The 25121-nt window shown below is 66.3% G+C and carries 22 protein-coding genes and 1 riboswitch; of the genes, 12 read left to right on the top strand and 10 right to left on the bottom strand.

Annotated elements, in window-relative coordinates:
* The first annotated feature begins 55 nt into the window (after positions 1–55).
* Positions 56–730: a TetR family transcriptional regulator gene (locus DIE15_RS33215; RefSeq protein ID WP_057929732.1), complete on the top strand. Its 675-nt coding sequence runs from the start codon at positions 56–58 to the stop codon at positions 728–730.
* A gap of 162 nt (positions 731–892) precedes the next feature.
* On the opposite strand, the gene DIE15_RS33210 is transcribed toward DIE15_RS33215, so the two are convergent.
* Together DIE15_RS33210 and DIE15_RS33205 are read right to left on the bottom strand one after the other, a co-directional pair.
* Positions 893–2686, bottom strand: coding sequence for a phospholipase D-like domain-containing protein (locus tag DIE15_RS33210; protein ID WP_124835518.1), 1794 nt, complete (start codon positions 2684–2686; stop codon positions 893–895).
* A 104-nt stretch (positions 2687–2790) separates the two neighbouring features.
* The gene (locus tag DIE15_RS33205; protein WP_057929731.1) at positions 2791–3549 is read right to left on the bottom strand and encodes a DeoR/GlpR family DNA-binding transcription regulator; all 759 of its coding nucleotides are present in this window, start codon (positions 3547–3549) and stop codon (positions 2791–2793) included.
* Positions 3550–3754: 205 nt separating this feature from the next.
* Between DIE15_RS33205 and DIE15_RS33200 the strand changes: the two genes are divergently transcribed.
* From DIE15_RS33200 to nadE, 4 genes are all read left to right on the top strand, one after another.
* Entirely contained in the window at positions 3755–3940 is a 186-nt protein-coding gene (locus tag DIE15_RS33200) for a hypothetical protein (protein ID WP_006752380.1), read from the top strand.
* Positions 3941–4212: 272 nt separating this feature from the next.
* Entirely contained in the window at positions 4213–5082 is an 870-nt protein-coding gene (locus DIE15_RS33195; RefSeq protein WP_124835517.1) for a DMT family transporter, read from the top strand.
* Between the two features lie 27 nt (positions 5083–5109).
* Positions 5110–5328, top strand: coding sequence for a hypothetical protein (locus DIE15_RS33190; RefSeq protein ID WP_124835516.1), 219 nt, complete (start codon positions 5110–5112; stop codon positions 5326–5328).
* Positions 5329–5360: 32 nt separating this feature from the next.
* Positions 5361–6209: an ammonia-dependent NAD(+) synthetase gene (gene nadE / locus DIE15_RS33185; RefSeq protein WP_124835515.1), complete on the top strand. Its 849-nt coding sequence runs from the start codon at positions 5361–5363 to the stop codon at positions 6207–6209.
* Between the two features lie 75 nt (positions 6210–6284).
* Here the strand turns inward: nadE and DIE15_RS33180 are convergent, their stop codons facing one another.
* The 3 genes from DIE15_RS33180 to DIE15_RS33170 all read right to left on the bottom strand — a co-directional run bounded on the left by DIE15_RS33180 (position 6285) and on the right by DIE15_RS33170 (position 10457).
* Positions 6285–7961: a S10 family peptidase gene (locus DIE15_RS33180; RefSeq protein WP_124835514.1), complete on the bottom strand. Its 1677-nt coding sequence runs from the start codon at positions 7959–7961 to the stop codon at positions 6285–6287.
* Positions 7962–8034: 73 nt separating this feature from the next.
* A complete protein-coding gene (locus tag DIE15_RS33175; protein WP_124835513.1) occupies positions 8035–9624 on the bottom strand; it encodes a protease pro-enzyme activation domain-containing protein in 1590 nt (529 codons plus the stop codon).
* A 209-nt stretch (positions 9625–9833) separates the two neighbouring features.
* Positions 9834–10457: a LysE family translocator gene (locus tag DIE15_RS33170; protein ID WP_057929725.1), complete on the bottom strand. Its 624-nt coding sequence runs from the start codon at positions 10455–10457 to the stop codon at positions 9834–9836.
* Between the two features lie 134 nt (positions 10458–10591).
* Here DIE15_RS33170 and DIE15_RS33165 point away from each other — a divergent pair, with 134 nt between their 5' ends.
* A complete protein-coding gene (locus DIE15_RS33165; protein ID WP_057929724.1) occupies positions 10592–11056 on the top strand; it encodes an Lrp/AsnC family transcriptional regulator in 465 nt (154 codons plus the stop codon).
* Positions 11057–11181: 125 nt separating this feature from the next.
* On the opposite strand, the gene DIE15_RS33160 is transcribed toward DIE15_RS33165, so the two are convergent.
* Positions 11182–12093, bottom strand: a complete 912-nt coding sequence (locus tag DIE15_RS33160; protein WP_057929723.1) for a LysR family transcriptional regulator — start codon at positions 12091–12093, stop codon at positions 11182–11184.
* A gap of 139 nt (positions 12094–12232) precedes the next feature.
* Between DIE15_RS33160 and speB the strand changes: the two genes are divergently transcribed.
* Positions 12233–13189 (top strand): agmatinase, encoded by a 957-nt coding sequence (gene speB, locus DIE15_RS33155; protein WP_057929722.1) that lies wholly within the window; start codon positions 12233–12235, stop codon positions 13187–13189.
* A 56-nt stretch (positions 13190–13245) separates the two neighbouring features.
* Positions 13246–14571, top strand: a complete 1326-nt coding sequence (locus DIE15_RS33150) for an MFS transporter (protein ID WP_124835512.1) — start codon at positions 13246–13248, stop codon at positions 14569–14571.
* A gap of 272 nt (positions 14572–14843) precedes the next feature.
* On the opposite strand, the gene metE is transcribed toward DIE15_RS33150, so the two are convergent.
* Complete coding sequence (gene metE / locus DIE15_RS33145; protein ID WP_057929720.1) at positions 14844–17138, bottom strand: 5-methyltetrahydropteroyltriglutamate--homocysteine S-methyltransferase; 2295 nt, start codon at positions 17136–17138, stop codon at positions 14844–14846.
* A gap of 128 nt (positions 17139–17266) precedes the next feature.
* Here metE and DIE15_RS33140 point away from each other — a divergent pair, with 128 nt between their 5' ends.
* A complete protein-coding gene (locus tag DIE15_RS33140; RefSeq protein WP_124835511.1) occupies positions 17267–18175 on the top strand; it encodes a LysR family transcriptional regulator in 909 nt (302 codons plus the stop codon).
* A 22-nt stretch (positions 18176–18197) separates the two neighbouring features.
* Here DIE15_RS33140 and DIE15_RS33135 read toward each other — a convergent pair whose 3' ends face one another.
* The gene (locus DIE15_RS33135) at positions 18198–18920 is read right to left on the bottom strand and encodes a CbtA family protein (RefSeq protein WP_124835510.1); all 723 of its coding nucleotides are present in this window, start codon (positions 18918–18920) and stop codon (positions 18198–18200) included.
* Between the two features lie 13 nt (positions 18921–18933).
* The gene (locus DIE15_RS33130; protein WP_006752367.1) at positions 18934–19143 is read right to left on the bottom strand and encodes a CbtB-domain containing protein; all 210 of its coding nucleotides are present in this window, start codon (positions 19141–19143) and stop codon (positions 18934–18936) included.
* Positions 19144–19176: 33 nt separating this feature from the next.
* Positions 19177–19311, bottom strand: a riboswitch (cobalamin riboswitch).
* Positions 19312–19362: 51 nt separating this feature from the next.
* On the opposite strand from DIE15_RS33130, the gene DIE15_RS33125 reads away from it, so the two are divergent.
* The 3 genes from DIE15_RS33125 to DIE15_RS33115 all read left to right on the top strand — a co-directional run bounded on the left by DIE15_RS33125 (position 19363) and on the right by DIE15_RS33115 (position 22897).
* A complete protein-coding gene (locus DIE15_RS33125; protein ID WP_124835509.1) occupies positions 19363–19950 on the top strand; it encodes a histidine phosphatase family protein in 588 nt (195 codons plus the stop codon).
* 121 nt (positions 19951–20071) lie between these two features.
* Complete coding sequence (locus DIE15_RS33120) at positions 20072–21664, top strand: inorganic phosphate transporter (protein ID WP_124835508.1); 1593 nt, start codon at positions 20072–20074, stop codon at positions 21662–21664.
* A 489-nt stretch (positions 21665–22153) separates the two neighbouring features.
* Positions 22154–22897, top strand: coding sequence for a 2OG-Fe(II) oxygenase (locus DIE15_RS33115; protein WP_057929716.1), 744 nt, complete (start codon positions 22154–22156; stop codon positions 22895–22897).
* Between the two features lie 233 nt (positions 22898–23130).
* Here DIE15_RS33115 and DIE15_RS33110 read toward each other — a convergent pair whose 3' ends face one another.
* Positions 23131–24555, bottom strand: coding sequence for a DHA2 family efflux MFS transporter permease subunit (locus tag DIE15_RS33110; RefSeq protein WP_124835507.1), 1425 nt, complete (start codon positions 24553–24555; stop codon positions 23131–23133).
* Positions 24556–25121: the final 566 nt, after the last annotated feature.

Here is a 25121-nt window from a genome sequence, read left to right as displayed (position 1 = left end):
TTCCCGCATGCTAGAATGGTTTTTTCATGCCGCCGCCAACCCACAACAAAGTCACATGAAAGCTGGAAGCAAGGCCGCCACGTCCGAAAGCCGCGCGCTTGCGACCGATGCGCGGCGCAAATACGATCCCGAGCAAACCAAGCGCAACATCCTCGACGTCGCCACGCAGGAGTTTTCCGCGATGGGCCTCGCCGGTGCGCGCGTCGACGCGATCGCCGAGCGTACGAACACGACGAAGCGGATGCTCTACTACTACTTCGAAAGCAAGGAAGGCCTGTACGAGGCCGTGCTGGAGAAGGTGTACGGCGACATCCGCGCGCTCGAGCAGGAACTGCACGTCGGCGACATGGAGCCGCGCGAAGGCATGCGCCGGCTCGTCGAATTCACGTTCGACTATCACGACAAGCATCGCGACTTCGTCCGCCTCGTGTCGATCGAGAACATTCACGGCGCGAAGTATCTCGAACAGCTGAAGTCGTTCAAGAACCGCAACGTCAGCATCATCAAGACGCTCGAGGAACTGCTCGAGCGCGGCGCGGCGAGCGGCGCGTTCCGCAAGGACATCGACGCGTTCGACCTGCACCTGCTGATCAGCTCGTTCTGCTTCCACCGCGTGTCGAACCGCTATACGTTCGGCGCCGCGTTCGGCCGCGATCCGTCGGCGCCGCGGCTGCGCGTGCGGCATCGCGAGACAATCGCCGACTCCGTGCTGCGCTACGTCGCCGCGTAGGCACGCCGCGCGATTCCACCGAAGGCCGGACGGCGAGCGATCCACTCGCCGGGCGGCCCCTCTCTCGAACGACACCACCACGCGTGCAACCGGCATGAGCCGGGAGCACGTCGCGCTTCCGGCCGCTTCAGGCCACTCCGGGTCGAGCGCACGCGTCACGCGTCAGTCCGTCGGCGCGATCGACGCCAGCGCGATCCGCGCTTTCTCTTCCGGGCGTCCCGCCGCGTAATACTTCTTCGCCCAGCTCGAATCCGGCGCGAGCGCGAGCTGCCGATGCGAACCGGCGCCGTGCTGCTTCGTCTCGATCGACAGCGCCCGCGCGCGATAGTGCTCGTAGAGCCGCAGGAATTCCGCAAGATAGATCGCGGCAATCCGCGTGTCGCGGATCTCGAGCAGGTTCTCGTCGTTGTACTGCTCTGAATTGCGGCTCATGTTCGCCGAGCCCGTATAGACGATCGGGTTCGCGCCTTCCGCATCGATCACGATGAACTTGTGGTGGATCACGACCGGCGGATAGGCCGGCACCGATGCGCCCGGAAAGAGGCGCAGCTCCGGCTCGAAGCCCTGCGGCACGGTTGCCGGTGAGAAATACGCGGCATCGATCACGTCGCGACGATCGCGATGGCGATGGTAAAGCTCGAGGTTCGCGAGCGTTGCCGCATCGAGCGGCTGGCCGTCGTGCTGTGCGGCATCGGCCTTCGTCGCACTGCCGACGTTGATGCGGTTCACGAGGCCGAACATCATCAGGCCGCGGTCGCCGGCTGCAAAGCATGCGTCGCGCAGCGCCGCGTCGGTCGGCATGAACAGGCAGAACGACACCGAATGCTTCGCGGCCGCGATCGCAGCGACGATCGTGTCGATCTCGGTGCGTTGCCCCGCCGGCTCCGGCGAAAACGCGACGCGCACCTGCGCGCTGCCGACCATCAGCGGCGCCGACCAGCCGGGCGACAGCCGCGCCGTTTCCGCGATCGGCGGATTCGCGGCCAGCGCATGCGCACGCTCGTTGTACAGCGCGGCGAGCGCAGGCGAATCGAATGCGTGCAGCACGTTGGCCTGTTCCGTCAGCCCTTCGGTCGTGAAGTTCGCGGAACCGGTGAGCACGCGCGCGGGCGCCGCCGCAGGTGTCACATGCCCGGGCGCGTCGGTCGCGATGAACTTGTCGTGCATGATGTGCGAGCGATCGCGCGGCGCCAGCGTCGCGAGGCCCCGCAGCGCGTCGACGGCCGGCTGGTTCGGCGACGGCAGCGCTGGCTTGCCCTTGCGCGCGGTCGCGTGTGCGTCGAAGACGATCGCGAGCGACGCTGCGCCGTGCCGGCGTCCGAACGCGTCGAATGCAGGCAGCGCCCACAGCGTGTCCGTCAGGTGATAGACAGCCGACACCGCGCGCGACGCGGGGTCGAGCATCTCCGCGAACACCTGTTCCATGTCGTTCGCGAGCCACGTGCGCAGCTTCAGCGCCTGGTCCGCGCTCGGCGCCGCGTTCGGCGCGAGACCCAGCGCCGCGACCTGTTTCGCGAACGCCTGCGAGCTCACCACCGCGCGGTTGAACCACGTGCCGATGCCATCGACGATGTGCGCGGGCAGCACGACCTCGCACACGCCTGCCTGCGCATCGAGCACCTGCAGATTCGCCGGCGTGCCGACGACGGGAAAGACGTCATAGCGGAACGACGCATCGCGATCCTGCGGATCGATGCGCGCGTCCCACCACATGAATTTCTGGATCGGCGCCTGGTCGGTCGGCGCATCGCCCTGCGTGTCGGCGGCCGGGCCGTCGAACGTCAGCCGGTTCGGCAGCCAGCTGTTCGGCGCCCGCGTCTTGCCGTCGGCCGACCAGAAGCCCGGCGTGCGCCGGATCGCGAAGCCGAGGAAGTCGGTGCGCGATGCAGCATCGGGCCAGTCGAAGGCCAAGAGCACCAGGGTCGGGGAAAGATAGCTGCGTACGCTGACGGTCATTCGTCGCTCCTGGCGTTCCGGCCAATAGAGATGAATGCGTCAGTCTTGACGGCGGGTCTTCCAGTGCGATGACCGTTCGATGAACCTTGTATGTCGGCGCCGCGTCAGTCGCACACGAGCAGTTCGATGCCGCGTGCGGTCAGCGCGCGGCGCACGGTCTTGTCCGGCGCGCGCTCGGTCACGAGGTAGCGCGCGGCCGACGTGCCGTTGATCCGCACCGGCGTCACGCGGCCGAACTTCGAATGGTCGGCGACGATGATCGCCGTGCCGGCCGCCGCGATCATCCGGCTGCGCACTTCGGCGGCGAGCCGCGAGTAGTCGGTACAGTCGCCGTCGGCCGTGATGCCGCCCGCGCCGACGAACGCGAAATCGACATGGTATTGCGCGAGCTGCTGGATCGTATCGAGCCCGAACGTCGCATCCTCGTCGTCGGACAGTTCGCCGCCGAGCAGCGTCACGCGATTGCCATTGCGGCGCGCGAGCACGAACGCGGTGCGCCAGTCGTTCGTGTAGATCGACAGCCGGTGCCGGTCGGTCAACGCGAGCGCGACCGCATGCGGCGTGCTGCCCGAGTCGATCAGCACCGATGCATCGTCGGGCACGAATTCGGCCGCGCGCCGCCCGATCGTGCGCTTCGCTTCGGCGTTCGCCGCTTCACGCTCGGACAGGCTCGGCTCGCGCCGGTCCGCCGCCAGCGCGCCGCCGTGCGTCATCACGAGCAGGCCGCGCGCCGCCAGCGCGTTCAGGTCGCGCCGCACGGTCTCGCGCGACACGTCGAGCGAGCGCACGAGTTCGGCAACCGACAGCGCGCCCGATCGTCCGAGCTCCGACAGAATGTATTGATGACGTTGTTCCGCCAGCATCGCAATGCGCCCGAGGCGACTGGTAATGGGTAAGCCGGCCATTGTATTACGGCCGTTTGACTGGCATTTGACGGCGGCGCGTCCCGCAGCGGCCGCGCTTCGCGAAAGCGAAATTCTGTATTGCCCGATGCGCGCGAATCGGCACGGCAAGCGATTGCTACACTCTGCGCTTCGCCGAACGACAGACCATCAAGGGGCTTGCCCAATGTATCGCAAAGGCAGTGTGCTCGAAATCCAGTTTTCGCCGGAACGGCTCAACGACGGGGCCGGCGATCCGTACTGGATCGACCTGACGCTCGACGAGGCCCGCCGGCTGTATGAACAGCTCGCCGCGCGCTTCGCGACCGACGCGCGCGCGAACCAGCCGCTCGACACGTTCTCGCTCGACTGATCTCCGTTCCTTTGCGCGCGCCACGGCGCGCGTTCATGCCACGGCGCTTTCACCCGGCCGGCCAATAGCCGAACGGCCAGCGCATTGCTGCGCTGGCGGCGCTTCGCGTGCGTAGCCACCACGCGCAGCCGAAGCCGCGCGCCATGCATGGCCGCGTGCATGCGCCGCGCAAGCGCGCCGGGCGAATGCAGAATCCGACAAGACGGCCGCGCCGCTTCGCCCGATACTAGCCGACTTCACGATCCGTCCGGCCGTATCGCGGCCCGCCACGCATGTTCACCTCGTTCGTCGCCGCGGCTTTCGTCGCGCTGTGGTCCACCGGCTTCATCGTCGCCCGGGCAATCAAGCCCTACGCCGATCCGAACCTGTTCCTGCTCGCGCGTTTCGCGGGCACGGCCGTGCTGTTCGGCGCCGTGGCTCTCGTCGCGCGCGCGCCGTGGCCGGCCCGCCGCGAATGGCCGCGCCACCTGATCGCGGGCGCGCTGCTGCAGGGCGTCTATCTCGGCGCCAGCTACTGGGCCGTCGCGCAAGGGCTGAACGCGGGCGTGATGGCACTCCTCGGCGCACTGCAGCCGCTCGCCACCGCCGTGCTGGCCGTGCCGCTGTTCAACGAGCGCCTGCCCACGCGCGGCTGGCTCGGGATGGCGCTCGGGCTCGCCGGCGTCGCGCTCGTGCTCGCGCCGAAGGTCGCGGGCGGCGTCGCGCCGCCGCCGGGCGCCGCGCCCGCGTGGTTCGTCGTGACCGTGTCGATCCTGGCGGTCGGCTCGATCACGGCAGGCTCGCTGTACCAGAAAGGCAAGCTCGCGCAGAACGACCTGCGCACGGCCGTCGCCGTGCAGAATCTCGGCGCCGCGATCGTCGCGACCATCTTCGTCGTGCTGCTGCACGAAACGCGCTGGACCGGCGCGCCGGCTCTGTGGCTATCGCTCGTGTGGGGCGTCGTGTTCCTGTCCGGCGGCGCGGTCACGATGCTGATGTGGATGCTGCGGCGCGGCAACGCGGCCCGCGCGACGTCGTTGCTGTTTCTCGCGCCGCCGCTCGCCGCGCTGCAGGGTTACCTGCTGTTCGGAGAAACGCTCGCGACCGTCCAGCTCGCCGGCTTCGCGCTCGCGCTCGTGGGTGTCGTGCTCGCGCGGCGCTGACGCGAACACAAACACAAACAAGAGCAGGTGCAGGTGCAGGTGCAGGTGCAGGTGCAGGAGCAGGAGCAGGAGCAGGAGCAGGAGCAGGAAGCGTCCGTCACCGCGCCCCTCCATGCATCGAAACGAAGCATCCGCGTGCACGCCAGGATGCGCTGCACCACGACGATGCACCGCGTCTCGCCGATGCAACGCGAAGCCGCCGGATCGCATGCCCGGCGCGGCGCCGGGCCGCGATTGCGCTTATGATGGGCGCCTTGCATTTCGTTCCGGAACCCCCCATGACATCCGCCGATTACGCCAGCCGCCAACGCGCGATCATTGCCGAACTGAACGTCGCCCCGCACTTCGACGCCGAGGCCGAGATCGCCCGCCGCGTCGATTTCCTCGCTCAGTACCTTCGTTCGACCGGCCTGCGGACCTACGTGCTCGGCATCAGCGGCGGCGTCGATTCGTCGACGGCCGGGCGGCTCGCGCAGTTGTCGGTCGAAAAGCTGCGCGCCGGCGGCTACGACGCCCGCTTCATCGCAATGCGCTTGCCGAACGGCGTGCAGAACGACGAAGCCGATGCACAGCGCGCGCTCGCGTTCGTGCGTGCGGACGAGACGTTCACGGTCGACGTGAAGCCGGCCGCCGACGCGATGCTCGCGTCGCTGATCGCCTCCGGTCACGCGTTCGAAAACCCGGCACAGCAGGACTTCGTGCACGGCAACATCAAGGCGCGCGAGCGCATGATCGCGCAGTATGCGGTAGCCGGCGCGCGGCGCGGCATCGTGATCGGCACCGACCACGCGGCCGAATCGCTGATGGGCTTCTTCACGAAATTCGGCGACGGCGGCGCGGACGTGCTGCCGCTCGCCGGCCTGAGCAAGCGCCGCGTGCGTGCGGTCGCCCGCGCGCTCGGTGGCGAAGAACTGATCGTGATGAAGGTGCCGACGGCCGACCTCGAGGAACTGCGTCCGCTGCGCCCCGACGAGCACGCGTATGGCGTCACCTACGACGAGATCGACGATTTTCTCGAAGGCAATCCCGTCGCCGACAACGTGTACGAAACGGTGCTGCGCTTCTACGACGGTTCGCGCCACAAGCGCGCACTGCCGTACACGCCGTTCGACTGGCCGGCCGCGTAAGCCGGCCGCTCCGGCCGAAACACCGCGCCGCGCGAACCGTCACGGTCACGCGCGGCCCGTGCACGACGGGCCGCGCTACGCGTGCCCGCCCGTCTTCTTCGCCTGCAATGCGCGAATCCGCATCCGCGCGCCCGTATCGCTGACCGTCGCGTCGTACATCGTTGCAAGATCGCGCTTGAGCGCGGTGCGCGAACCGCCGTCGAGATACACCATGTGCCCCGACGGATAGAACCGCGCGGACAGGTTCTGCCGCACCTTCTGATCCTCGAGCGGCATCTGCTGCAGGTCGATCACGGTCTGGTAGAACGGCGTGACGAAATCGTAGAAGCCGTTCGCCGACAGCACCTTCAGGTCGACATTCAGCGCCATCACCGCGGCGAGGTCGCCCGCCGTGTAGAGGATCACGTTCCCCTTCGCATCGATGCCCTGCTGCGCACCGGTCGGGTCGATATGGCCGAAGTCCCAGTTCTGGAACGCCTGGTCGTTCAGGTCCGTGAACGCGGAGTTCGACGTGAACTTCAACTGCTCGTTCAGGTAGCTGTTCCACATCGCCGTGTAGACGCCCGTCACGGCCGTCATCGTCGGATCGTTGCCGCCCGAATTCGGATCGATCTTGCCGGCGATACCGGTCGAAATCGCCGTCACGCGGCCGTCGTACGAACCGAGCGCCAGCCCCTGCGCCTGCAGCAGCGTCGTCAGGAACAGCGAATTGCCGCGCGCGTTGTAACCCGCGATGTCGAGCCCCCAGGTCTGCAGCGTCGCCGTGTCGATGCCCGTGTAGTCCGACAGCTTCCGAACGGCGGCCGGGTCGGCATGCGGCACGTTGCGCAATGCGCTCAGGTAGTCGGTGCGAGCGAACTGCGCGACTTCCTCGACGAACGCGCCGAGATCGGTCGGCGCCGGCTTGACGCCGAGCTTCTTGTGATACCACGCGTCGGCCGCCGCAGTCGGCAGCGCGCCGACCGGGTTGCCGGCCTGCCGGTAGTCGAGGATCGACGACTGCAGCGTGACGCCGTTCAGGTCGACGCCGTCCTCGTGCAGCTTGTACGCGAGCACGCAGCTGCGCGCGGTGCCATACGACTCGCCGAACAGGTATTTCGGCGAATTCCAGCGATTGTTCTTCGTCAGGTAGCGCTTGATGAACTGCTTCAGCGAATCCGCATCCTGGTCGACGCCCCAGAAATTGCGATTCTTGTTCGGCGCGACAGCCGCCGAATAACCGGTGCCGACCGGGTTGATGAACACGAGATCGCTGTGGTCGATCATGCTGTCCGGGTTGTCTTCCATCTGGTACGGCGCGGGCGGCGTGAACCCCGGCATCGACGTCTTGATGCGCTTCGGCGCGAACGAACCGAGCAGCACGAACACCGACGACGAGCCGGGCCCGCCGTTGTAGAAGAACGTGACGGGCCGCGTTTCCTCCTTCGCGCCGTCGGCCGTGAACGCGACATAGAAGATCTTCGCGGCCGGCTGCGAACTGCTCGGGTCGACCGTCACGAGATGGCCGACCGTCGCCGTGTACGCGATCCGCTTGCCGTCGATCAGGATCGTGTGATGCGTGATCGCGGCCGCTTCGGTCGTGTCGGTCACCGAGTCGTCGGGGCCGTTGCCGTATGCGACCGGATCGAAGAACGGCTGGTCGCGGCCGTGGCTCAGCGCGACGGGATTGATGGTCGGCGGCACGCCATGCGAATTGTGGTCGCCGTGATGCAGCGGATACACGCCGCCGGAAGATGCGGAATCGATGCCCATCGTGCTGCTCCTGGAGGTGAAAAAAGACGCGGGCAGGAAACCCGCGTCGCATGGAAAGGCGTATGCCGGCGCGTCAGCTCGACGGCTTGCGCGCGAGGATCGCCGCGAGTTTCGTGCCGTCGGGGCTGCCGAGGCCCGTGCATGCGTCCCAGCCGTGCGCGGCCGCATACGTGCCGTTCGAGCCTTTCGTGATGTCGCGCAGCGCGCCCGGATTCTTGTACAGCGCCGGATTGATCCAGCCGGCCGATGCACCGGCCGCCGCGTTGATCCGGGCGATCAGCGCGGCCCACAACGGCGCGACCGCGCTCGTGCCGCCCATCACCGCGGGCGTGCCCGCGATCGACACCTCGTAGCCCGTTTGCGGCGAGGCATCGCCGGCGACGTCCGGCACGCCGCGCTTCGCGAGCGACGTGCTGCTGCCGTCGGCGAGCGCCACCTTCAGCCCCTGCTGCCAGACCGGCACGTCGAACATCGTGCTGACGCCGCCGCCGCCCGCACCGCCACCGGCCGCCTCGTCGTTCCACGTGACCTCGCTGCGAATGCCCTGCCCCGGCAGCGCATCGAGCTGCGTGCCGCCGCAGCCGAGCACGTACGGGCTCGATGCCGGGAAGTCGACGTGATCGGCGCCGTCCTGCAGCCCGTCGCCCGAGCCGCTGTCGCCCGACGCCGCGCACACCGTGACCCCCTGCGCGGCAGCCGCCTGCAGCACGCGGTTGAACGCCTGTGCCGACTGCGCCTGCCAGATCGCTTCCGGCCCGCCCCAGCTGATCGAGATCACGGACGGCTGGTTGGTCTTGTCGGTAACGGCCGCGTTCACAGCCTGGATGAAGCCCGCGTCGCTGTTCGGCGCGAAGTAGACCGCGATCTTCGCAGCCGGCGCGATCGCACCGGCGATCTCGATGTCGAGCGCGACTTCGCCGTCCGGGCCGTTCGCCTCGCCGGTCGGCGCATTGCGGCCGGTGCCGACGTTCACGTCGACGAGCGTCGGCGGCGTGTTGATGCCGAGCCCGCGGAAATACTGCTGGATATCGGCCGGGCGATAGCCACCACCGAGTTCGACGATCGCGATGCATTGCCCCGCGCCGTCGCCGGCCGGAAAGCCGTACAGCGACGCGAGCTGGATCGGCGTAAACGTGACGCTGGTGGCGCCGCGCGCGGGCTTGAACGGCGGACGCAGCCGGAAGTGCGGCCGCGCCTGCGGACGGCTGTCTAGGCCGAGCACGGCCGTGACGGCATCGCCGAGATCGTCCGGCAGCGCGATCGGGCCCGAGCGGCCGCGGTACTGGCCGATCGAGCGATGCTCGAAACGCTCGAGCTTCACGCTGAATGCCGCCTCGAACTGCTGGATGGTCCCGGACAGCACGACGACGCTTTCGACCGGATCGACGCGATCGACCGTCAGCTGATGGCGGCGCGCGAAGTCCTCGGTTTTGCGAATGTCGTCGGGATTGGCGGAAAAACGCTGCGCGAAGGCGTCGCGCGACAGCGGTTTTGCCTGGGCGTCGCCGGTGGCGAGCTGGTGGACCAATGCATCGAGTTGCCCTTCTTCCTGCCGCCGCAACATGATCGTGACGTGGATGCGTTCTGCCGGATCGCACTGACCGAGACACTTCGATTCGGCGACGATGCGGGGTTCACGGTCGGCTTGAAGATGCCTTGCCATGTTCAGACCCTCCTTGGTACCGCGTTGCACGGAATAGCCAGGAAATCGGACAGGGCCGGCGGGAGACGGTTCCGTTCGGTCAGTCGGTTTGCAACAGCGCGAGGTTAAAGGAAGTTTAGAACAGTCAGATGATTTGCGCGCGCGCCCCGCCGTGTCGCGGCCAGCGGGCGAAGGCCGGCATTGCGCGCGGCACGGTGCGATGACGTGGCTCAGTCCATCGACAGGCGCAGCGCGAAGCCGATCAGCGCAGCGGAAAACGTCCAGCGCTGCACCGTCTGGGCCAGCGGATGCGCGCGCATCCATGCGGCGATGCGCGACGCGCCGAACACGCATGCGAGGTCGAAACACACGCCGGCCGCGACGAGCATCGCGCCGAGTTCGAACATCTGCCACACGACGGGCCCGGCCTCCGGCCGCACGAATTGCGGCAGCAGCACCGAGCAGAACAGCAGCGCCTTCGGGTTCAGCAGGTTCGTCAGCAGCCCCTTGAAGAACGACTGCCGCAGTTCCCCGGCGGCGGCCGCATCGCCGTCGCCGAGCGCGAACACCGGCGAGCGGAACACCTGGATCGCGACGTATGCGAGATAGAGCGCGCCGCCGTAGCGAATCGCCTCGTACAGCCATGGCGCGCCGCGGATCAGCGCCGCGACGCCGCAGGCGGACAACGTCACGTGCGCGGTGCGCGACAGCGACAGGCCGGCCGCCGCCGCCATGCCCGGCCGCACGCCACGGCCGATGCTGGTCTGCAGAACGAGCGCCATGTCGGGCCCGGGCACCGCGTAGATGGCCGCCAGTGCGGCGAGATAAATCAACAGCAAATGCGTGGAAATCATGGTCTGCCCCCGTCCTTCAATGACGATATGTTGCCGCTGAAGATGGAGGGATTATTGGCCATATTTGGCTCAGGATTGGCGATCGATAGCGGAATCCGCCACAATCGCGCAACCAAGACAAGGATTCCGCCAACATGTCCGAACTCGATAAAACCGATCGTGCGATTCTCGCCGCGGTGCAGCGCGACGGCCGCCTGCCGATCGCACGCCTCGCCGATTCCGTGGGCCTCTCCGAGACGCCCTGCGCACGGCGCCTGAAACGTCTCGAAAGCGACGGCTACATCGAGCGCTACCGCGCGCAGCTGTCGCGCCAGGCGCTCGGCTTCGGCGTCGTCGCATTCGTGCTCGTGCGGTTCGCGACGCACGACCGCAAGGTCGCCGACCGGTTCGAACGGGAAGTGCTCGGCATCGAGCGGATTCTCGCGTGCCACAACGTCGCGGGCACGGCCGACTATCTGCTGCAGGTGGTCGCGCGCGATCTCGACGACTACGGCACGTTCATTCGCGATTCGCTGCGGATGCTGCCGGGCGTGACGTCGATCGAATCGGCGCTGTCGCTGCGCGAGGTCAAGCACGACGCGGGATTGCCGGTGCCGTGATGGCGGCGGGCAGCCGGCACACGCAAGCCGCTCCGCTGCCCGATACGTCACTTCGACGCCTATCGATGTGGGCGACGGCGGGCCGCGCCGCCGCAACATTCGTTCACATTGTTGCCGACGGCGCCCTACACGATGTCGGGCGGCTGGTGCGCGTGCTCGAGATCCTCGAGAAACGCTTCGACGAGTGGATCGCCGCGTCCGTCGCGCGCCACGACCATGTGGAACGTGACGTCGTAGCGTAGCTGGTCCTGATTGAGCGGCGCGAGCAGCCCCTGCGCGACATACGGTGCCGCGAAGTGCTGCGGCAGATAGCCGAGGTGGTGGCCGGACAGGATCAGCAGCGCGACGGCCTCCATGTTGTCGGCGGTCGCGGTTACGCGGTCGGGCGTCGTCGACATCTGCGCCTCCGGCAGCGGATACGAGCGCCACGCCCACTCGAAGCCCGCGACGTCGGCCGGCGTCAGCGCGCCCGCGCGTTCGAACAGCGGATGGCCGCGGCCGCAGTAGGCGACCTGCCGCTCGATGAACAGCGGCGTGTAGTGCAGCGACGGCACGCGATGCCAGAAGTAGCCGACCGCGATCTGGATCTCGTCGCTCAGCAGCTTTTCCTCGAGATCGCCCGGCGCGCGCACCGAGATCGAGAAGCGCACGGCCTCGTCGCGCGTGCGGAACGCGGCGATCGCCTCGGCGATCCGCGCGTTCTGGCTAATCGGCGTATGGCCGATCAGGCCGATGTTCAGCGTGCCGACCAGCTGGCGGTCCATGTGCCGCGCCGCCATCCCGAATTCGTCGAGCGCCGCGAGCAGCTTGCGGCTCATCGCGTGGAACCGCTCGCCTTTCGGCGTGAGCCGGAAGCCGCTGCGGCCGCGCTCGCAGAGCCGGTAGCCGAGCCGCGTCTCGAGCGACGACAGCTGCGCGCTGATCGTCGACTGGCCGACGTTCAGCATCGCCTGCGCGGCCGACACGCCGCCCGCGTCCGTGACCGCGAGAAACACGCGGATCAACCGCAGATCGAGCGTCGACAGATTCCCCAGCACGCTATTCCCCTTCCATACATCGATGAAAATCGATGTTTACGTCGATATCTTCGCATTCTTCTTTCCGGCGTGACGCGTAAAACTATGTGCCAGGCCGCGTCGCATGATACGGCAACCCCACATCGGAAGAGACAAGCCCATGAACGACCACACCCATTTCCAGCCGCTCGGCGGCAATGAAATGCCGCGCTGCGGCGGCATCGCGACGATGATGCGCCTGCCGCACGTGGCAAGCGCCGCGGGCCTCGACGCATGCTTCGTCGGCGTGCCGTTCGACCTCGGCACCTCCAACCGCACCGGCGCGCGCTTCGGCCCGCGCCAGATCCGCACCGAGTCCGTGCTGCTGCGCCCGTACAACATGGCCACGCGCGCGGCACCCTTCGATTCGCTGCAAGTCGCCGATATCGGCGACGTCGCGATCAACCCGTACAACCTGCACGACTCCATCGCGCGCATCGAGGCCGCGTACGACGCGATCCTCGAGCACGGCTGCAAGCCGATCACGCTCGGCGGCGACCACACGATCGCGCTGCCGATCCTGCGCGCGATCCACCGCAAGCACGGCAAGGTTGCATTGATCCACGTCGATGCACACGCCGACGTGAACGACACGATGATGGGCGAAAAGATCGCGCACGGCACGCCGTTCCGCCGGGCGGTCGAGGAAGGCCTGCTGCACGGCGACAAGGTCACGCAGATCGGCCTGCGCGGCACCGGCTACGCGGCCGAGGACTTCGACTGGTGCCGCGAGCAGGGCTTCCGCGTGGTCCAGGCCGAGGAATGCTGGAACAAGTCGCTCGCACCACTGATGGAAGAAGTGCGCGCGCGCGTCGGCGACACACCCGTCTACATCAGCTTCGACATCGACGGCATCGACCCGGCCTATGCCCCGGGCACCGGCACGCCGGAAATCGCCGGCCTCACGGTGCCGCAGGCGCTTGAAATCATCCGCGGCGCGAAGGGGCTGAACATCGTCGGCTGCGATCTCGTCGAAGTCGCGCCGCCGTACGACCCGTTCGGCACCACGGCCCTGCTCGGCGCGAACCTTGCGTACGAGCTGCTGTGCGTGCTGCCCGGCGTCGCGTACCGCGACTGATCCCCGCGCCGCCATCCATTCCAAAAATCAGAGGATTCGAGAGGAACACTAGACAGATGGGGACTTCCGTCAAGCAACCGAAGCGGGCGGCGCTCGCTTCGTTCGTCGGCACCACGATCGAGTGGTACGACTTCTATAGCTATGCGACCGCCGCCGCCATCGTGTTCGGGCCGCTGTTCTTTCCCGGCGAAAACCGCTTCGTCAGCCTGCTCGCGTCGTTCGGCTCGTTCGCGGTCGGCTTCTTCGCGCGGCCGCTCGGCGGCGTGATGTTCGGCTATCTCGGCGACCGCTTCGGCCGCAAGCGTTCGCTGCTCGCGACACTGATGCTGATGGCCGTGTCGACGGTCGCGATCGGCCTGCTGCCGACCCATGCGCAGGCCGGCGTGATCGCCCCGATCCTGCTCGTGCTGATGCGCGTGCTGCAAGGCATCGCGGTCGGCGGCGAATGGGGCGGCGCGGTGCTGCTCGCCGGCGAACACGCGCCCGAAGGCAAGCGCACGTTCTTCGCGTCGTTCGCGCAGCTCGGCAGCGCGAGCGGCCTGATCCTGTCGATGCTCGCGTTCGGCGCGATCAGCACGCTGTCGAAGGACGACATGATGAGCTGGGGCTGGCGCGTGCCGTTCCTTGCGAGTTCCGTGCTGCTGATCGTCGGCTTCGTGATCCGCGCGAGCGTGTCGGAATCGCCCGAGTTCGAGGAAGTGAAAAAGAGCGGCAATACCCCGCAGAACCCGGTGCGCGAAGCGCTCAAGTACTGGCCGCTGCTGCTGCTCGCGATCGGTGCGAACGTCTACGGCATCGCCGGCGTGTATTTCAGCAACATCTTCATGATCAGCTACGCGACGCAGTTCCTGTCGCTCGACCGGTCGATGGTGCTGCATTGCATGACGATCGTCGCCGTGCTGCAGTTCGTCGTGCAGCTCGCGGCCGCGTTCCTCGCGCAGCGCTTCGGCACCACGCGCGTGCTGCTGATCACCGGCGCATGGGCTGCGATCGTCCCGTTCGTCATGCTGCCGCTCGTGCACATGGGCACGCCGCTGTCGATTACGGTCGGCGTCGGCCTCGCGACGCTCGCGGAATCGGGCTACTACTCGGTGGTTGCAGGCTTCGTCAGCGGTATCTTCGTCGCACGCATCCGCTACACGGCGATCTCGATCGCGTACCAGGTGTGCGGCGCGCTCGCCGGCGGCCTCACGCCGCTCGTTGCGACCATCATCGCGCAGAACACCGCGCCACAATGGTGGCCGCTCGCGCTCCAGTACACCAGCGCCGCGATCCTGTCATCGCTGTGCGTGTGGCTGATCTCGCGTCGCGTCAGCATTGACGATGCGAGTGCGCCCGGCAAGACGAACGAGCCGCTGCCGCGCGGCGCGCGCACCGCGTAATTTCCGGTGCAACGGGCAGGCGGCTTCGCCTGCCCGGTTTCCACGCATGCGGGCGGTCGTCCGGTCGCGCACTCCCGCTCCAGGATTCCGCTCTCCCGTCTGTTTCGCGCTGGTCGAGCGGGTAGCGGATGCGTTCGCACATGGCGGGAATGCACCTCGAGGATCAAGCAGCAGAAACGACGTGTTCCGAGGCCTGCCCGGGAAGGTCTCGACCGGTACGGCACCCGCCGCCGGATCATCGATCGCGGCGGCAGGCATACCGCATTCGCGCGTTATTGCACCTGGCTGCGCAGCGTCTTGGCGGCGGCGACCATGTTCGTCAGCGCCGGAATCACTTCCCGCCACTGGCGCGTCTTCAGTCCGCAGTCCGGGTTCACCCACAGGCGTTCCGCCGGAATCCGCTCGGCCGCCTTCTTCATCAGGCCCACGATGTGATCCTGCGTCGGGATGTTCGGCGAATGGATGTCGTACACGCCCGGGCCGATCTCGTTCGGATACCTGAAGCTGTCGAACGCGTCGAGCAGTTCCATGTCCGAGCGCGATGTCTCGATCGTGATCACGTCCGCGTCCATGTCGGCGATCGACGCGATGATGTCGTTGAACTCCGAATAGCACATGTGCGTGTGGATCTGCGTGTCGTCCCGCACGCCGTTCGCCGTGATGCGGAACGACTCGACCGCCCACGTCAGGTACTCGCCCCATCGCGCGCGGCGCAGCGGCAACCCTTCGCGCAGCGCGGCCTCGTCGATCTGGATCACGCGCACGCCGGCCTTCTCGAGATCGAGCACTTCGTCGCGGATCGCGAGCGCGAGCTGGTAGCACGACACCGAGCGCGGCTGGTCGTCACGCACGAACGACCAGTTCAGGATCGTCACCGGTCCGGTCAGCATGCCCTTCATCGGCTTGTTCGTCAGCGACTGCGCGTACGCGATCCATTCGACCGTCATCGCTTTCGGACGGCTGATGTCGCCGAACAGGATCGGCGGCTTCACGCAGCGCGAACCGTACGACTGCACCCAGCCGAACTGGCTGAATGCGTAGCCGTCGAGCTGCTCGCCGAAGTATTCGACCATGTCGTTGCGCTCGGCTTCACCGTGCACGAGCACGTCGAGCTCGAGCGATTCCTGTTCGCGCACGCTGCGCTCGATCTCGGCCTGCATCGCGTTGCGGTAGCCGGCTTCATCCAGCGCGCCGGCCTTGAACTGGCTGCGCGCCTGGCGGATTTCGGCGGTCTGCGGAAACGAGCCGATCGTCGTCGTCGGGAAGGCCGGCAGGTTCAAGCGTGCCGACTGCTTCGGCGCGCGTTCCGGATAGGGGCTCGCGCGGTTGCCGAGCTGCGCGTCGATGCGCGCGATCGAGGCCTTCACCGCCGGGTTGTGCACGCGCGGCGAACGGCGGCGCGACTCGATCGCGGCGGCGTTTGCGGCAAGCGCGTCGGCCACCCTGTCGCGGCCTTCGTTCAGCGCGGTCGCGAGCACCTTCAGTTCGTCGAGCTTCTGCAGCGCGAACGCAAGCCACGAACGGATCTCCGCGTCGAGCTTCTCTTCGCTCGCCAGATCGACCGGCACGTGCAGCAGCGAGCACGAAGGCGCAAGCCACAGGCGACCGCCCAATTGCTTCGCGAGCGGTTCGAGCCAGTCGAGCGTCGCGTTCAGGTCCGTCTTCCAGATGTTGCGGCCGTTGATCGCGCCCACCGACAGCACGCGGTCGGCCGGCAGTTCACGCACCAGTGCATCGATTTCGTCGCGCGCGTTGATCGCGTCGATGTGCAGGCCGTCGACCGGCAGCGAGGCAGCGAGCGTCAGGTTGTCCTGCAACTGGCCGAAGTACGTCGCGAGCAGCAGCTTGATGCGGCGCGTTTCGAGCGCCGCATACGCGGTGCGAAATGCCTGGCGCCATTCGGCGTCGAGTTCGGTCACGAGGATCGGCTCGTCGATCTGCATCCATTCGACACCCTGCGCGGTCAGCGTGTCGAGCAGCGCGCCGTACACCGGCAGCAGCTTCGGCAGCAGCGCGAGGCGATCAGAATCGTCCTTCGCCTTGCCGAGCCACAGATACGTGACGGGGCCGAGGATCACCGGCTTCGCGTTGATGCCTTGCGCCTTCGCCTCGGCCAATTGCTGCAGCAGTCGCGACGGATCGAGCGAAAAGTTCGTGTCCGCATGGAGTTCCGGCACGATGTAGTGATAGTTCGTGTCGAACCACTTCGTCATTTCGCCGGCCGCGACACCGCCGCAGCATGCCGCATGTTCTTCCGCCGACTGCGCCGAACGGCCGCGCGCGACGCGGAAATAGTTGTCGAGCGGATCGCCGTGGAAGTCCTGCACGCGCTTCGGCAGGTTGCCGAGCGTGAAGCTCATGTCGAGCACCTGGTCGTAGAACGCGAAATCGCCGATCGGCGCGAGATCGAGTTCGCGCTGGTCGTTCCAGTGGCGCTGGCGGAGCGAGGCGCCGAGTGCCCTCAGCTCGTCGCGCGGCGATTCGCCCTTCCAGTAGCGTTCGAGAGCGAACTTGAGTTCGCGCTTCGCGCCGATGCGCGGGAAACCGAGGTTGTGTGTCGTCACCATGAAGCTGCCGTCCAGAGAAAAATTGAAGATCCGGCAGTCATCATAGGGATTTCATCCCATGAAATAAAATGGCATTATTTCATTTATCCATTAAGTTTGTTCATGCGTCTCTGGGTTGAGCGATATCCATGCTGGAACGATTCCATCTCGTCGTGATCCGTGAAGTCGAGCGCCAGGGCTCGCTGACCGCAGCCGCCAATGCGCTGCATCTCACGCAATCGGCGCTCAGCCATACCGTCCGGAAGATCGAGCAGCAGCTCGGCACGCCGATCTGGGATCGGGAAGGACGCGGGCTGCGGCTCACGCAAGGCGGGCAATATCTGCTGAAGCTCGCGAACCGGCTGCTGCCGCAGTTCGAGCTCGCCGAGGAGCGGATGAAGCAGTATGCAAAGGGCGAGCGCGGCACGCTGCGCATCGGGATGGAGTGCCATCCGTGCTACCAGTGGCTGCTGAAGGTCGTGTCGCCGTACCTGTCGCGCTGGCCGGACGTCGACGTGGACGTGAAGCAGCGCTTCCAGTTCGGCGGCATCGGCGCGCTGTTCGGCCATGACATCGACGTGCTCGTGACGCCCGACCCGCTGAACAAGCCGGGGCTGCGCTTCGATCCCGTGTTCGATTACGAGCAGGTGCTGGTCGTCGCGGACGCGCACCGGTTCGCCAACGCCGACTACGTGACGCCCGAGCAGCTGACCGACGAAGTCCTGATCACCTACCCGGTCGAGACCGACCGGCTCGACATCTACAACCAGTTCCTGACGCCGGCCGGCATCGTGCCGCGGCGCCACAAGTCGATCGAGACGACTGACATCATGCTGCAGATGGTCGCGAGCGGGCGCGGCGTGGCCGCGCTGCCGAGATGGCTTGCCGACGAATATGCGGACCGGATGCCGGTCGTGCCGGTCAGGCTGGGGAAGAAGGGCATCGCGAAGCAGATCTTTCTCGGTATCCGCGAAGCGGATGCATCGATCGACTATCTGGCCGCATTCGTCGCGCTGGCGCGCGAATCGACGTGGAGCGCGCCGCGCATGCTGCGCTAGGCGCGCCCCGGTGCAACGTGCGTCAGGCGGCGCGCATGCCGGTGCGTTCACCGCGTTCGACCCATGCACCGAACAGCAGGCCGATCGTCGTCCACATGAGCGCCTGCATGCCGATCGCGGCGACGCGGAACTTCCACAGCAACACCGCCGGGAAATCGGCCGGCAACTCGCTGACCGACGGCAGCCCGATCTGCACGGCCGCGATGATCGCGACAAACACGAGCCCGGCGACGATCGACGCGTTCCACTGCCCGAGTTTCGCCAGCAGATGGCGGCGCACGCTGACCGAGAACACCATCGTCGCGACCGAGATCGCGATCATCAGGAAGAACAGCCCCGTGCGATAGCCGATCGTGTCGGGATCGCCGACCGACGGCGGATTGGCCGGGTACTTGAGGTTCGGCACGATCACGAGCGCGACGAACGCCGCCAGCGCGAGCCATGCGGCGAGCGGCCGTGCCGGGAGGCGGCTGCCTCGTCCGTAGGCATACGCAAAGACCAGCGAGAACAGTCCGCCGAATGCCGCGCCGTAGGTCACGACGCCGGTCAGCAGGCCAACGCCGGCCTGCGTGTGACGGCTGACCAGTTCGGGCTCCGGCGCTTCGCCCTTGGCGGCGTCGGTCTTTTCTTCGAAGGAGATTGCCTGATCGACCTGCGGTTCGCCGACGATTCTGGCGAAACCGAACGTGAGGAGGCCCGCGGCGATGCCTGCGAGCATCCCGCGCATGAGCAGCTTTCCGACCATCGTGTACTCCGCGTCAGTGGCAGGGAAAGCCGAGCAGATGGCGACCGTCGTGGACGAACTCGTGCACGTACATGCCCGGTACGAGCGACGTCGCGCCCTGTTCCGCGCCGACGAAATACAGCGCGAGCAGCAGGATCAGGCCGACGAAGATGGCCCACGGCAACAGTTCGCGGACGGGAATGGGCGCCGGCACGACGACCGGCTTCAGCACTGCTTCGCTCATGGATGCACCTCAGGGGAATCGCGCCCCGACAAATGTTGGATGGAATACGCAGGCAGGTCTGGCTTCCGGGATCGAGGATCCCCGGTTACAGTGGCGCGACCGCGCCGGGCTTGCACCGGCTTCCGCCTTTCGTATCGTGCGAATTGTACGCGCGAACGTTCGCGCGTTGAAGGCCCGTGCACGACGGGCGCGGCCATGCAAAACCTTCCGGACATCGACATGACCCAGCCTGCCTCGCTGTGCCTGATCGCGCATGCGTCGACCCGTGCGATGCGCGCCGGCGCGTTTCCCGCTGACGATGCGCTCGATGCCCGCGGGCTCGCCGATGCTGCCGCGCTACGCGAGCGGTTCGCCGGCAGCCGCGACGCGATCGTGCTGTGCAGCCCCGCACGCTGTGCGCAGCAAACCGCCGATGCGCTCGGGCTGCGCGCCGGCATCGACGATGCGCTGCGCGATGTCGACTACGCCAACTGGCGCGGCAAGCGGCTGCACGACCTCGCGCGCGATATCCCCGACGAGCTCGGCGCCTGGATCGACGATCCGTCCGCGTCGCCGCACGGCGGCGAATCGTTCGAGAACGTCGCACGCCGCGTCGACGCATGGTTGAACGCGCTGCCGCGCGATCGCGATATCGTCGCGATCACGCATGCGGCGATCGTTCGGGCTGCCATCGCGCACGTGCGTCGGATAGGTGCAAAGGCTGCGATCCGCATCGAAGTCGCGCCGCTGTCGTGCTCGGTATTCACCGCATCGCGAGATGGCTGGACAGTGGCCACGGACGACGTTCGGCGCGATACCGATGCGTAAGGAGATTGACGGCGCCACTTTCTTACATATCTGAAAGGTAACGGTTCGTCCTCCCGACTGTCATCAAACTGACGGATAGCGAAAGCTAGGATTGGCTGCGGTTCCCTTACGAGATGCCGTCATGAATCAGCCCACTTCGTCCGCCGCGCACAATTCCGGCTCCACCGAACGTACCCGGCAGGTCGGCTATGCCGTCTTCCTGCTGGTGCTTGCGATCGGTGCAGTCTATATCGCCACCCATCTGATTGCCGATCTGTCGCCCATCCGCGAAGGATCGTTGTTCCCGTACCTGATGCTCGGTGCCGCGCTGGTGATCGCGCTCGGCTTCGAATTCGTCAATGGCTTCCACGACACGGCGAACGCGGTCGCGACCGTGATCTACACCCACTCGCTGACGCCGAACGTCGCGGTGATCTGGTCAGGCATGTGGAACTTCCTCGGCGTGATGGTTTCGAGCGGCGCCGTCGCATTCGGCATCCTGCAGTTGCTACCGGTCGAGCTGATCCTGCAGGTCGGCAGCGGTTCGGGTTTCGCGATGGTGTTCGCGCTGCTGATCGCCGCGATCGTCTGGAACCTGGCGACCTGGTATTTCGGGTTGCCGTCGTCGAGCTCGCATACGCTGATCGGGTCGATCATCGGCGTCGGGCTGATGAACCAGCTGATGCACGGGCCGTCGGGCACGAGCGGCGTCGACTGGGGCCAGGCGCTCGGCGTCGGCAAGTCGCTGCTGTTCTCGCCGATCGTCGGCTTCCTGTGCGCGTCGCTGCTGCTGCTCCTGCTGAAGGCCGTCGTGCGGATTCCGGAACTGTACAAGGAGCCGCCGAAGGATCAGCCGCCGCCGTTCTGGATCCGCTGCCTGCTGATCCTCACGTGCACGGGCGTGTCGTTTGCGCACGGGTCGAACGACGGGCAGAAGGGGATGGGCCTCATCATGCTGATCCTGATCGGCACGGTGCCGACTGCGTATGCACTGAACAAGGCGGTCACGCCGGCCGAATCGCAGACGTTCGTCGCCGTCGCGAACCAGGCGGCCGCGACCTTCGCGAAATACTCGAACGGCGTCGCGCCGTCCGCGAATCCGCGTGCCGATGTCGAGCACTTCGTGCAGCGTCGCGAGATGACGCCCGCCGTGCTGCCGGCCGTGCAGCAACTGTCCACGTCGCTCGCGACCGCGGTCGGTTCGTCGGGCTCGATGGCGGCCGTGCCGCAGCGTGACGTCGACAACGTGCGCAACACGATGTATCTGGTATCCGAAGCGATTCGCCTGATCGAGAAGTCGGGTCAGCCCGCCTTCGCCGCCGACGACAAGCTCGCGATCGACAACTACCACAAGCAGCTCGATCACGCGACCAAGTTCATTCCGACCTGGGTGAAGGTGGCCGTTGCGATCGCGCTGGGTCTCGGCACGATGGTCGGCTGGAAACGGATTGTCGTAACCGTCGGCGAGAAAATCGGCAAGCAGCATCTGACGTACGGACAGGGCGCGTCGGCCGAACTCGTCGCAATGCTGACGATCGGCGCGGCCGATGCATACGGGCTGCCCGTATCGACGACGCACGTGCTGTCGTCGGGCGTCGCGGGCACGATGGCGGCGAACGGGTCCGGGCTGCAGTGGAGCACGGTGCGCAGCCTCGTGCTCGCGTGGGTACTGACGCTGCCGGCGTCGATCGCGCTGGCGGCCGGACTCTACTGGCTGTTCCGGTCGATCGCCTGAGCGGGCGAGCGGCGAGCGGCCGGGGGATCGGTCGCTCGCCGCTCTTCGTCTCTTCGTCTCTTCGTCTCTTCGTCTCTTCGGCGCTTCGTCTCTTCGGCGCTTCGGCGCTTCGGCGCTTCGGTTTTTCTCCTCGCAGGCCCTCTCGCTTTCCATCTCGCGCACACTACGCCGAGCCCATCCCGGACCGAGGCGGAACAGCATCTCAATGAATCCGCGTTATGCCCAACCGCTCGCGCCGGGACTTGCGCCCCCTCGCTCTTCCGAATTGAAGCGCAAGATCTGGAGCGCGCCGTCGCACCCACGGCATTAGACTGGGTTCATCGATTTTCATCATGACCTGGTCGTGCTCGCAGCAGCATTTCCCGAATTGCGTCGTCCGTCATCCGTCTGCGGTCGCCCGGGCATCCGGGCGCGCGTGATGCGGAGAGGATTTCGGCGCTCACGACATATCCGCACGACACCCCATCGCCGACTAAAGAGGCACACCCCGTGAACATCGCCGATCTGCAGCCCGCCGTCGAATCTGTCGACCTCGTGCAGCGCGTGAGCGCACTCGACTGGACCGCCGCCGGTACCGCACTCGATCGCCATGGATGCGCTCACGTACCGGGTCTCCTATCCGCTGACGAATGCATTGCGCTGGCATCGCTCTATCCGCGAGATGCGCTTTACCGGTCGCGCGTCATCATGGCGCGGCATGGTTTCGGCCGCGGTGAATACCGGTACTTCGCGTATCCACTGCCGGCAGTTATCGACACATTGCGAACAGCGCTCTACCCGCATCTCGCACCGATCGCCAATCGCTGGAACCGCGCACTCGGGATCGACGCCCGCTACCCGGCCGATCACGCTGCATTCCTCGAGCGCTGTCACGCGGCGGGACAGACGCGACCGACGCCGCTGATCCTGCAGTACGGTCCGGACGACTACAACTGCCTCCATCAGGATCTGTATGGCGAACACGTCTTTCCGCTGCAGGTCGCGATCTTGCTATCGGCGCCGGGCCGCGATTTCACGGGTGGGGAGTTCGTGCTGACGGAACAGCGGCCGCGCATGCAATCGCGTGCGGAAGTGGTGCCGCTGACGCAAGGCGACGCGGTGATCTTCGCCGTGCATGGCCGGCCCGTGCAGGGAACGCGCGGCGTCTATCGCGTCAACCTGCGTCACGGCGTGAGCCGGATCCGGACCGGGCACCGCCATACGGTCGGCATCATCTTTCACGATGCGCAGTAGCGGTGGTCAACGCGAGCGCGGCATCGTCGGTCGCTGTCTCGCGCACGGATTCGTGCGTGTACAGCATGACGACCGGGTATCGTCAGCACCACGGCGCGCCAGCTCATGAAATGCACGCGCGGAGATCTCATTGCACGAAGGAGCATCGCTCCCGCGACGAATCGAACCATCGGTGAGCAACTGCGCGGGACAGTGCGCACCTGTCGCCATTCACACATGGTCGCCGGTTCGACCTACCCTCGCGCCGCACTCGCTCGCAATCGGTCGCCCGCATCGGACGCAAGTCGCGCATAGCCCGGCAATGTCAGCAGCGCGAGCACTCCCGCGGCAACGAACGCCCAGCGAAAATCGTCGAGCACGTAGTGAATTCCGGCCGCATCGCCGCGCACCAGCGCGGAGAGCCGCAGTGCCAGCGCGCCGAATGCGATCCCCATCCCGATCGTCATCTGCTGCGCGGCGCTCCACAGCGTGCTCGCGGCGCTGGTCTGGTGCGACGGAATATCGGCATAGGCGAGCGTCGCCAGCGTCGTGAACTGCATCGAGCGCGTCAGCCCGTAGACGAATACGACCAGCAGCGTGATTGCAAGCGGCGTCGATGCGGTCAGCCAGCCGCATGCGATCGTGAAGAAGCCGACGATCGTCACGTCGACGAGCGCAACGCGACGGAACCCAAAACGGTCGAGGATCCACGACGTGCCTGCCTTCATGCCCAGATTGCCGAGCGCGCTCGCGAGCAACAGCAAACCGGACTGGAACGGCGACAGCCCGAAACCGATCTGGAACAGCAGCGGCAGCAGATAGGGCACCGCATTGACCGCAATCCGCGTGACCGACCCGGTGAGCACCGTTACCGAGAAGGTCGACACCTTCAGCGTCGTGAAATCGAGCAGCGGATGCTCGCAACGCCGCGCATGCAACCACGCGGCAATACCGAACAACACGCTAGCGCCGACCAGCACGGCCGCACGCGTGAACTGCGCGTCCTGCTGACCAGCCGTTTCAGTACCCAGCAACAGACAGGTCAACGCACCACCCGCCAGCACGAACCCGGCCCAATCGAGCGGCCGCTGTTCGTCCGCGCGCGTATTCCGTACGATCAGCCACGTGCAGACCAGCGCGGCGAGGCCAAGCGGCACATTCAACAGGAAGATCCATCGCCAGGATGCATAGGTCGTGATGAAGCCGCCGATCGGCGGCCCGACGACCGGCGCAACGATACCCGGCCACGTGATCGTCGCGATCGCGCGCATTAGCCGTGCTTTCTCGGTGCTGCGCACGACGATCATCCGCCCGACCGGCACCATCATCGCCCCGCCGACGCCCTGCAACAGGCGTGCAGCCGTAAACGTCACAACGCCGTTGGACAACCCGCAGAGAATCGATGCCCCGGTAAAGATCACAATCGCGCTACCGAACACCGTGCGTGAACCGTATCGATCCGCGATCCAACCGCTGATCGGGATGAATACCGCGAGCGCGAGCATGTAGGCCGTCATCCCGAGACTCAGCGCATTCGGCCCGACGCCGAAGGAGCGAGCCATTTGCGGCAGCGCGGTCGCGATCACGGTCGTGTCGAGATACTCCATGAAGAAGGTCGCGGCGACGAGATACGGCAGGAAGTCGGTCGTCCGACCACTCTGAGCTGAGCTGGAAATCATGAACGATACAGTTGCGGCATGCGGAACACACCGGCAGCCATGTGTGGAAGCCGGACGAGTGGCGATATTACCCTGAAGCGTCCGAACTCGGCTTTGCCGACACGTCGTGCTGAAACCACTTTATGCGCATAGATTCGACTTGGCTCGGCAATCAACCATATACGCCACCGATGTCAAGGAAGAACATTTTTGAGCCGATATCGACGAAGATAGACGATGTTGCCCGTGCATGAGGCCATTTTGGCGAATTCTATACTGCTCACCTCGATACGCATCGCGCCATTCAGCTTGCAGCGTGATTCGGGGGCATTGAGAATGGATTGCTGCCGGATGTGCCGGTTCGGGACAATTGCAGTTTGCATCGACGGTGAGGTGCCTGGCCAGTTCGTCCGCCGGCACGAGCTCCCAAGCCAACGCCTGGCGGCCATCGCCCTTTTCCTTTTCCGACGCCGCAAATGCAAAAACCCCCGCCTTTCGGGCGGGGGTTTCTGGCTTAGGGAGCCTGACGATTACCTACTTTCACACGGGAATCCGCACTATCATCGGCGTAGAGTCGTTTCACGGTC

Origin of the sequence: Burkholderia sp. Bp9031 (genome assembly GCF_003857965.1) — a bacterium.
GTDB classification, from domain to species: Bacteria; Pseudomonadota; Gammaproteobacteria; order Burkholderiales; family Burkholderiaceae; genus Burkholderia; species Burkholderia ambifaria_A.
The sequence above is the reverse complement of the archived record's forward strand: the minus strand, read 5'-3'. Positions and strand labels throughout refer to the sequence as shown.